At 71.4% G+C, this 9474-nt stretch carries 9 protein-coding genes; all 9 read right to left on the bottom strand.

Features of this window, described 5'->3' with window-relative positions; all coding sequences use genetic code 11:
• Positions 1-268 precede the first annotated feature (268 nt).
• Positions 269-859 (bottom strand): hypothetical protein, encoded by a 591-nt coding sequence (locus tag ACGFML_RS05805; RefSeq protein ID WP_393540304.1) that lies wholly within the window; start codon positions 857-859, stop codon positions 269-271.
• 20 nt (positions 860-879) lie between these two features.
• Entirely contained in the window at positions 880-1827 is a 948-nt protein-coding gene (locus tag ACGFML_RS05800) for a bifunctional riboflavin kinase/FAD synthetase (protein WP_393540302.1), read from the bottom strand.
• A 428-nt stretch (positions 1828-2255) separates the two neighbouring features.
• Positions 2256-3182, bottom strand: a complete 927-nt coding sequence (truB, locus tag ACGFML_RS05795) for a tRNA pseudouridine(55) synthase TruB (RefSeq protein WP_393540300.1) — start codon at positions 3180-3182, stop codon at positions 2256-2258.
• On the bottom strand, positions 3179-3643 hold the full coding sequence (rbfA, locus tag ACGFML_RS05790) for a 30S ribosome-binding factor RbfA (RefSeq protein WP_393540298.1): 465 nt from the start codon (positions 3641-3643) through the stop codon (positions 3179-3181). The genes truB and rbfA overlap by 4 nt, the downstream gene beginning before the upstream one ends.
• 64 nt (positions 3644-3707) lie before the next feature.
• The gene (locus ACGFML_RS05785; RefSeq protein WP_393540297.1) at positions 3708-4001 is read right to left on the bottom strand and encodes a DUF503 domain-containing protein; all 294 of its coding nucleotides are present in this window, start codon (positions 3999-4001) and stop codon (positions 3708-3710) included.
• Between the two features lie 150 nt (positions 4002-4151).
• Positions 4152-7292, bottom strand: a complete 3141-nt coding sequence (infB, locus tag ACGFML_RS05780; RefSeq protein ID WP_393540295.1) for a translation initiation factor IF-2 — start codon at positions 7290-7292, stop codon at positions 4152-4154.
• Between the two features lie 193 nt (positions 7293-7485).
• A complete protein-coding gene (locus tag ACGFML_RS05775) occupies positions 7486-7764 on the bottom strand; it encodes a YlxR family protein (RefSeq protein ID WP_393540293.1) in 279 nt (92 codons plus the stop codon).
• Positions 7765-7887: 123 nt separating this feature from the next.
• The gene (nusA, locus tag ACGFML_RS05770; RefSeq protein WP_393540291.1) at positions 7888-8880 is read right to left on the bottom strand and encodes a transcription termination factor NusA; all 993 of its coding nucleotides are present in this window, start codon (positions 8878-8880) and stop codon (positions 7888-7890) included.
• Between the two features lie 2 nt (positions 8881-8882).
• Positions 8883-9395, bottom strand: coding sequence for a ribosome maturation factor RimP (gene rimP, locus ACGFML_RS05765; protein WP_393540289.1), 513 nt, complete (start codon positions 9393-9395; stop codon positions 8883-8885).
• Positions 9396-9474: the final 79 nt, after the last annotated feature.

Genomic DNA, 9474 nt, shown 5'->3' with positions numbered 1-9474 from the left:
CGCGGGCCCCGCCCCCGCCCCGGCCGGTGGGGGGGGGGTGCCCCCCCCCCCCCCCCCCCTCTTTCGGGGTTACCGATGAACCCAATAAACGACGTCGGGGGGGGCCCCCCCCGGGGGGGGGCCCCCGCCCGTATGTCTCCGGCGGTCTCCGGCGCGTTCGGTCGCCGACGTGCTGGGGCCGCCGGGCCCCCTTGTCACCTACGTGCTGCGGGGCCGGGCCCCCTTGTCGCCGACGGTCGACCGGTCGCGTCCCTGCGCCCACGCAGCGTCACAGCATCTGCATCCAGGTGAACAGCAGGCACACCGCCGTGCCCCCGAGGCCTCCCAGGAAGAGCCATGTGCGTACGCTCCCCGCCCGGGTGCCGGACACCGAACGGTTGATCATGAGCATCTGGGCGCCGCCACGCGGGAACATCCCCGTCACGGCGAACGGCACGCCGATGGCGGCCACCACCCCACCGCAGAAGAACAGCGCGATCCAACGGGACACTTCGCCGGGACCGGTACGCAGGTACTCGCTACCCGACTGCTGCACCGAGACCTTGCCGCCCGCCGTCAGATCCGCCCGGACCGTCGCCGTATCGTCCGTGATCCGGCCGGCGTCGGAGCGGAAGGTGCCGTCGCACCACGTGGTGCCACTGCGGTGACCCGTCCTGCCGGAATGCTCGACGTGGCAGCTCTTGACCGTCAGCGTGCCGTGGGTCCCCGCCAGTCCGCCGGCATGCGCGGCGTCGGAGATCGCCATGCCGCACATGACCAGTGCGACGACGAAGAACAGCGCACCCAGCGCCCGGCCGCCGAGTCCGGGCCGTGGCGGTTCCGGTGCCGTCGCGAGCGGCGTCAGTTCCGGTAGTCCCATCCGTCGGCCGTACGACCGGTTCAGGACGCCGCTTCGATCAGTTCCCGCGCCTGCTTCACGTCGATCGCCATCCGCTCCAGCAGGGCGTCGAGGGTGTCGAACTTCTCCTGGCCGCGGATGTAGGCGAGGAAGTCCACGCCGACGTGCAGGCCGTACAGGTCCAGGCCGACGCGGTCGATGGCGTATGCCTCGACCGTGCGCACCTTGCCGTCGAACTGCGGGTTGGTGCCGACCGAGACCGCCGCCGGCATCGCCTCGCCCTCGACGTGCAGCAGGCCCGCGTAGACGCCGTCGGCCGGGATCGCGGTGTGCGGCAAGGTCTCCACGTTGGCCGTCGGGAAGCCCATCTCGCGGCCGCGCTGGGCGCCGCGGACGACGATGCCCTCGACGCGGTGCGGGCGCCCCAGGACCTCCCGTGCACCGGCCACATCACCCTGGGCGACCAGGCGGCGGGTGAGCGTGGAGGAGAACGCCTCGCCGCCACCGGCCGTGCCGCGCTCGAAGAGGTCGATGACCTCCACGGTGTAGTCGTAGGTGCCGCCGAGCTCGGTGAGGGTGGCCACCGTGCCGCTCGCCTTGTGCCCGAAGCGGAAGTTGGGGCCCTCGACGACGACCTGCGCGTGCAGCTTGTCGACGAGGACCTTCGCCACGAAATCGGCCGGCGCCAGCTTCGAGAATTCCGTGGTGAACGGCAGGATCAGCACGGCGTCCACACCCAGCTCGGCCATCAGCTCCGCGCGCCGGTGGTGCGGGGCCAGCAGCGGCGGGTGGGTCCCGGGCCGCACGACCTCGCTCGGGTGCGGGTCGAAGGTGACGACGACCGCGGGCAGCCCCAGCTCACGGGCGCGCGCGACGGCCTTTCCGATGATCAACTGGTGACCACGGTGCACACCGTCGTACGAGCCGATGGTGACGACGCTGCGTCCCCAGCCCTCGGGGATGTCCTCCAAGCCACGCCAGCGCTGCACTGTGCCCGCTCCTCGCCCGAACTCTTGTCCGTCCATTGCGCCAATTCGGCATGACGCAGGTCTAAGACTGCCATGCCGGGGGCGGTGCTTCGCGCGAAGGGTGCCCTCGGGAGCGGCCCCGGAGCACGGGCGGCCCGGCCGGGCGGGGCGCGGTCGGGCCCCACGGTGACGAGCGGGCGGCACGAGCGGGGCGCCGGGCCGCCCCCTACGCCCCCGGCCCCCGCGCCCAGCGGTGCGCCCACCGGCGCCCCTGCACGCCTCAGTGCGCCCCGGCGCACATCACCGTGCAGAGCCCCAATTCCCCTGCCTCCGGGAGGAGATGGCGGCGAGCGGCCGCCCGACGCCCCGGGTGCTCCGGAAACGGCCGATGGCCGGCCCCGGAACGCATCGCGCGCACCGGGACCGGCCACCTCGCGGCGGCGTCGGCGTCAGCCGAACACCGCCAGACTCTTGGCCTTCCCGCCCTGGTTCTCCACCAGCGCCAGGAACCTGCCGTCGGGCGCGAACGCCGCCACCGGCCCACTGCCCTCGAACAGCGGCATCGGGATCCGTGCGCCGTTCATCAGCAGCCGCACCTGCGGCTCGGCGACGTCCCAGCGGGTGAAGGCGGCGGCCGCCGCCTCGCCGACCGGCATGACCGGCAGCCCGACGCCCTCGGTGTCGTCCACCGCGTCCTGCAACTGCTCCAGCGTGCGTGCCCGGTCCAGCTTGTACGGGCCCACCCGGGTGCGCCGCAGCGCCGTCAGGTGTCCGCCGACGCCTAGCCCGTCGCCCAGGTCGCGGGCGAGCGCCCGGATGTACGTACCGGACGAGCACTCGACGGAGACCAGCAGGTCGGTGACCGGAGTGCCGTCCTCGGCCGCCGTCTCGTCCACCGAATACACCACGAACGAGGGGATGGTCACCGGCCGGGCCGGGATTTCCACGTCCTCGCCGGCGCGGACCCGCGAATAGGACCGCTTGCCGTCGATCTTGATGGCACTGACCTTGGACGGGACCTGCATGATCGCGCCGGACAGCCGGGCCACGCCGGCGTCGATGTCCTCGCGCGCGATGCCGTGCGCCGCCTTCGACGCCGTGATCTCGCCCTCGGCGTCGTCGGTGATCGTCGCCTGGCCGAGCCGGATCGTGCCGACGTATTCCTTCTCCGTCAGCGCGAGATGACCGAGCAGCTTGGTGGCCCGCTCGATGCCGAGGACGAGCACGCCCGTGGCCATCGGGTCGAGCGTGCCGGCGTGCCCGACCCGGCGGGTGCGGGCCATCCCGCGCATCTTCGCCACGACGTCGTGCGAAGTGAAACCGGCCGGCTTGTCGACGATGACCAGGCCGCCCGGCTTGTTGCTCTCACGCTTCATTCTGCCGCTCGGCCCTCGTCGTCTGCCTCGTCGTCGTCTTCGCCCGGCTTGCGGTACGGGTCGGCCTCACCGGCGTACTGGGCGCCCGAGGACACCTCGCGCACCGCGGCGTCCGAGGCCCGTGCCTTGTTGAGCAGGTCCTCGATCGTCTTGGCGTTCTCGGGCAGCGCGTCCGCCACGAACGCCAGGGTCGGCGTGAACTTCGTGCCGGCCGCCGCACCGACCGCAGAGCGCAGGATGCCCTTGGCGCTCTCCAGGCCGGCGGCCGCGCTGGCCCGGTCCTCGTCGTCTCCGTAGACCGTGTAGAAGACCGTCGCCTCCCGCAGGTCGCCGGTGACCCGGGTGTCCGTGATGGTCACATGCGTACCGAGCCGCGGGTCCTTGATTCCGCGCTGCAGCTTCTGGGCGACCACCTCCCGGATGAGGTCCGCCAGCTTCTTCGCCCGCGCATTGTCGGCCACTGGTCCGTCTCCTTCTTGTCTTCCACAATTGTGCTTCCACCGGCGGCGACCTGCCCGGTCTGGGTCAGTCGTCGTCGCCGTGCAGCCGTCGGCGGACCGACAGCAGCTCCACTTCGGGCCGCGCGGCGACCAGGCGCTCGCAGCGGTCCATGACATCGGTGATGTGCCCGGCGTCCCCGGACACCACCGCCAGGCCGATCAGGGCCCTGCGGTGGAGGTCCTGGTCCCCGACCTCCGCGACGCTCACCGCGAACTTGCGGTGCAGCTCGGCGACGATCGGACGGACGACGGAGCGCTTCTCCTTCAGCGACCGTACGTCGCCGAGAAGCAGGTCAAAGGACAGCGTCCCTACGTACATGCAAGACGGGTCAAGCCACCCGCGGGGCCTTGGGGGCGTCTCCCAGCGGTAGCTGGGGGAGTACGAGTCCCTGGAACCGTACACGCAACGGCCGGGGCCGATCGACGGAATTTCCTCCGCCGACCGGCCCCAGCGTTACGCGCTACGTGATCAGCCGCGAGGCTTCTCGCGCATCTCGTACGTCGCGATGACGTCGTCGATCTTGATGTCGTTGAAGTTGCCGAGGTTGATACCGCCCTCGAAGCCTTCGCGGATCTCGGTGACGTCGTCCTTGAAGCGGCGCAGACCCTGGATGTTGAGGTCCTCCGCGACGACCTTGCCGTCGCGGATGAGGCGCGCCTTGGTGTTGCGCTTGACCTCGCCGGAGCGGATGAGCACACCCGCGATGTTGCCGAGCTTGGACGAGCGGAAGATCTCGCGGATCTCCGCGGTACCGAGCTCGACCTCCTCGTACTCCGGCTTGAGCATGCCCTTGAGGGCCGCCTCGATCTCCTCGATCGCCTGGTAGATGACCGAGTAGTACCGGACGTCGACGCCCTCGCGGTCGGCCATCTGCGTCGCACGGCCTTCGGCGCGGACGTTGAAGCCGATCACGATCGCGTCGGAGCCGGTCGCCAGGTTGATGTCCGACTCGGTGACCGCACCCACACCGCGGTGCAGGATGCGGATCTCGACCTCTTCGCCGACGTCGAGCTGGAGCAGCGAGGACTCGAGAGCCTCCACCGAACCGGACGCGTCGCCCTTGATGATGATGTTGAGGTCCTGCACCAGGCCGGCCTTGAGCACCTTGTCGAGGTCCTCGAGGGACACCCGGCGGGTGCGCTTGGCGAAGGCGGCGTTGCGCTCGCGCGCCGCGCGCTTCTCGGCGATCTGGCGGGCCGTACGGTCCTCGTCGACAACCAGGAAGTTGTCGCCGGCACCCGGGACGTTGGTCAGACCCAGGACCAGGACGGGGGTCGAGGGACCCGCTTCCTCGACGTTGTTGCCCTTGTCGTCGAGCATCGCCCGGACTCGGCCGTAGGCGTCACCGGCAACGATCGTCTCGCCGACGCGCAGCGTGCCGCGCTGGACCAGGACGGTCGCCACGGCGCCGCGGCCACGGTCGAGGTGCGCCTCGATCGCGATGCCCTGCGCGTCCTGCTCCGCGTTGGCGCGCAGGTCGAGCGAGGCGTCCGCGGTCAGGACCACGGCCTCGAGCAGCTGCTCGATGTTCAGACCCTCACGGGCGGAGATGTCGACGAACATCGTGTCGCCGCCGTACTCCTCGGCCACCAGACCGAACTCGGTGAGCTGACCGCGCACCTTGGTCGGGTCGGCGCCCTCGACGTCGATCTTGTTGACCGCGACCACGATCGGCACGTCGGCCGCCTTGGCGTGGTTCAGGGCCTCGATCGTCTGCGGCATGACACCGTCGTTGGCCGCCACCACGAGGATCGCGATGTCGGTCGACTTGGCACCACGGGCACGCATGGCGGTGAACGCCTCGTGACCGGGGGTGTCGATGAAGGTGATGCGCCGCTCTTCGTCGTTGACCTCGGTCGCGACCTGGTAGGCACCGATGTGCTGGGTGATGCCGCCGGCCTCGCCCGCGATGACGTTCGTCTTGCGGATCGCGTCGAGCAGTCGGGTCTTACCGTGGTCGACGTGACCCATGACGGTCACCACCGGCGGACGGGAGACGAGCATCTCCTCGCCGCCTTCGTTCTCGCCGAACTCGATGTCGAAGGACTCGAGGAGCTCGCGGTCCTCCTCCTCCGGGCTGACGATCTCGACGACGTAGTTCATCTCGTCGGCGAGCAGCTGCAGCGTCTCGTCGGAGACCGACTGGGTCGCCGTGACCATCTCGCCGAGGTTCAGCATGACCTGGACCAGCGACGCCGGGTTGGCGTTGATCTTCTCGGCGAAGTCCGTCAGCGAGGCACCGCGCGACAGGCGAACCGTCGCGCCGTTGCCGCGCGGCAGCATGATGCCGCCGACCGACGGGGCCTGCATGGCCTCGTACTCCTGGCGCCTCTGCCGCTTCGACTTACGGCCACGACGCGCCGGACCGCCGGGACGGCCGAACGCACCCTGTGTGCCACCACGGCCACCGGGACCGCCGGGACGACCGGCGAAGCCGGGACGACCGCCGAAGCCGCCGCCACCACCGGGACCACCGGGACGACCGGCGAAACCGCCGCCGCCACCCGGACGACCGCCGCCGCCACCGCCACCGGGACGACCGGCGAAACCGCCGCCGCCACCGGGACGACCGCCGCCACCGCCACCGGGACGACCGGCACCACCGGGACCGCGACCGCCGCCACCACCGGGGCCCGGACGCGGGCCGGCAGCGGGACGCTGCGGCATCATGCCCGGGTTCGGGCGGTTACCGCCGCCGCCGGGACGCGGGGCGCCACCGGGAGCGGCACCCTGCGGACGGGGCATCCCACCGGGGGTCGGACGCGCACCGCCCTGACCACCCTGGGGACGGGGGCCACCCTGGCCGCCACCCTGCGGGCGCGGGCCACCGGGACCGCCCTGACCACCGGGACGCGGGGCGCCACCGGGACGGGGGGCCTGCGGACGGGCCATGCCCGTGGAGCCACCGGAGGTGAAGGGGTTGTTGCCCGGACGGGGACCGGAGGGACGGGCACCCGGACGGGGGCCCTGACGCTCGCCACCCGGACGGGGGGCGTTGCCGCGGCCCTGGCCGCCCTGGCCGCCCTGACCACCCTGGCCGGACGCCGCCGGACGGGCCGGACGCGGGCCGGGGGTGGCGCCGGGACGGGGTGCCGACTGGCCGGCCGCCGGAGCGGCGGGCGCGGACGGCGGGGCCTGGAACTCGGGCTGCGCGGGGGCGGCCGGAGCAGGCTTGGGCGCCGGCGCCTTGGGAGCCGGCGTGGGCCGCGGACCCGGGGTCGGGCCGGCGGCGGGAGTGCTCTTGGGTGCTGCGGGGGCCTGCGGCGCCTCGGCGGCGGCCGCGGGGGCCGGAGCCGACGGGGCCGGAGCCGGAGCCGCGGGGCCCGGCTTGGGGCCACCCGGCTTCGGGGCAGCCGGACGGGCCGCCTGCGCCGGCGAGGGCGCCGACGGCTTCGCGGGGGCCGACTTGCGCGGTGCCGCGGGCTTACCGGCGGCGCGGCCGCTGCCGCTGCCTGCCTGGAAAGCGTCGGTCAGCTTGCGAACAACCGGCGCCTCGATCGTCGAGGACGCCGAACGGACGAATTCACCAAGTTCTTGGAGCTTGGCCATGACGACCTTGCTCTCAACGCCGAACTCCTTGGCGAGTTCGTATACCCGGACCTTAGCCACTTCGCTCCTTCTAGGTCCGGGTTGTCCACCGGACCGTCGCTACTTCATGGGCGTACTCATCGCGTACTCATCGAGTGCTCATCGCAATCTCGACCTACTTCCGACTCGCGAGGTACCTGACCGCACGGTTTTCCGTGCGCTGTGCTTTCTTACCTGTGCATTTACTGCTGTGCGCCATTGCCGAAACGGCTGCTCAAGGCGCACTCCGTTCGACGACTCGGCGCAATTCCGCCGTGTCGAACGGCCCTGGGCTCCGGAAAGCCCGGGAAAACGCCCGGCGGCGAACCGCCAGGTCGAGACAGACCGGTGTCGGGTGCACATAAGCACCCCGGCCGGGCAGCGTACCGCGCCGATCGGGGGTGCACTCACCCTCGATCATCACGATGCGCAGCAAATCGCCCTTGGCCGCTCGCTCCCGGCACCCCAGACACGTGCGCTCAGGGCATGCGCGGGCATGCGTCCGGCCAGACACCGCTTAAGTCTACCTCCCCGCACCGACCCCACCCCTATGGGGTAAAGCCCGAACGTTCGCTCAGTATCACTGTCGGCCGCCGCGGCACCTCTCCCGAGGGGGCCGCGACGGCACCGGTCTGCTTCAGTCCTGCGGAGCCTGCGGTTCCGTATCCGGCCGGATATCGATCCGCCAGCCCGTGAGGCGGGCGGCGAGCCGGGCGTTCTGGCCTTCCTTGCCGATGGCCAGCGACAGCTGGTAATCGGGCACCGTGACCCGGGCGGACCGCGCCGCGAGGTCCACGACCTCGACCTTGCTCACCCGCGCCGGCGACAGCGCATGGGCGACCAGGTCGGCCGGGTCGTCCGACCAGTCCACGATGTCGATCTTCTCGCCGTGCAGCTCCGCCATGACGGCACGCACCCGGCCGCCCATCGGGCCGATGCACGCGCCCTTGGCGTTGAGCCCGGACCGCATCGACCGCACCGCGATCTTCGTCCGGTGGCCGGCCTCGCGTGCGATGGCGGAGATCTCCACGGACCCGTCCGCGATCTCCGGCACCTCCATGGCGAACAGCTTCTTCACCAGGTTGGGGTGCGTGCGCGACAGCGTCACGGACGGCCCGCGCACGCCCTTGACCACCCGTACGACGTACGACCGCAGCCGTGTGCCGTGCGCGTAGTCCTCACCGGGGACCTGCTCCTGGACCGGCAGCATGGCTTCCATCCGGCCGATGTCGACCAGGACGTTCTTGGGGTCCTTGCCCTGCTGGACGACGCCCGTGATGACGTCGCCCTCACGTCCGGCGAACTCGCCGAAGGTGATCTCCTCCTCGGCGTCCCGCAGCCGCTGCAGGATGACCTGCTTGGCGGTGGTCGCCGCGATCCGGCCGAAACCGGACGGGGTGTCGTCGAACGCGCGGGGCTCCGCGCCCTCCTCGAGGTCGGCCGGGTCCTCCTTCGCCCACACCGTCACATGACCGGTGCTGCGGTCCAGCTCCACCCGCGCCTGCCGACGGCTGCCGTCGGTGCGGTGGTATGCGATGAGGAGGGCCGACTCGATCGCCTCGACCAGCAGGTCGAACGAGATCTCCTTCTCCCGCACCAGCCCCCGCAGGGCACTCATGTCGATGTCCACGGCTACGCCTCCTCCTTGTTCTCGTCGTCTTCGTCGGTCTTCTTGCGGTTGAACTCCAGCTCGACACGCGCCCGGGCGATCTCGTCGAACTCCACGCGCCGGGCAGTGGGCTTGCGCCCCTTCACGCCCGGCACTTCGAGGTCCAGCCCGGCATCGTCCACGGACACGATCCGGGCGATGAGCTCGCCGCCCTCGTGCAGCTGGGCCTTGATCAGACGGCCGGTGGCGCGGCGGTAGTGCCGCAGCTCGGACAGCGGCCGGTCGGCGCCGGGAGAGGTCACCTCGAGGGTGTACGGGGCGCCGCCCATCACATCCGAGTCGTCGAGCGCCTGCGAGACCTCACGGCTGACCGCGGCACAATCGTCCAACTGGACGCCGTCATCGGAATCGACCACGATCCTCAGCACCCTCCGCCTGCCTGCAGGGGTCACCTCGATCTCTTCCAGATCCAGGTCTCGCGCGGCGACGAGCGGTTCAAGCAATCCGCGCAGCCTCTCGCTCTGGGTGGTGCTCATCCGGGTGACTCCTCGGCCGCGTGTGCTGTTGTGGGTGGGTCGCGTGTCGGGTCAAAGCCTATCGGTTCCGGCGGGGTAC

It is taken from the genome of Streptomyces sp. NPDC048650, from assembly GCF_043199095.1.
Classification (GTDB): Bacteria; Actinomycetota; Actinomycetes; order Streptomycetales; family Streptomycetaceae; genus Streptomyces.
The sequence above is the reverse complement of the archived record's forward strand: the minus strand, read 5'-3'. Positions and strand labels throughout refer to the sequence as shown.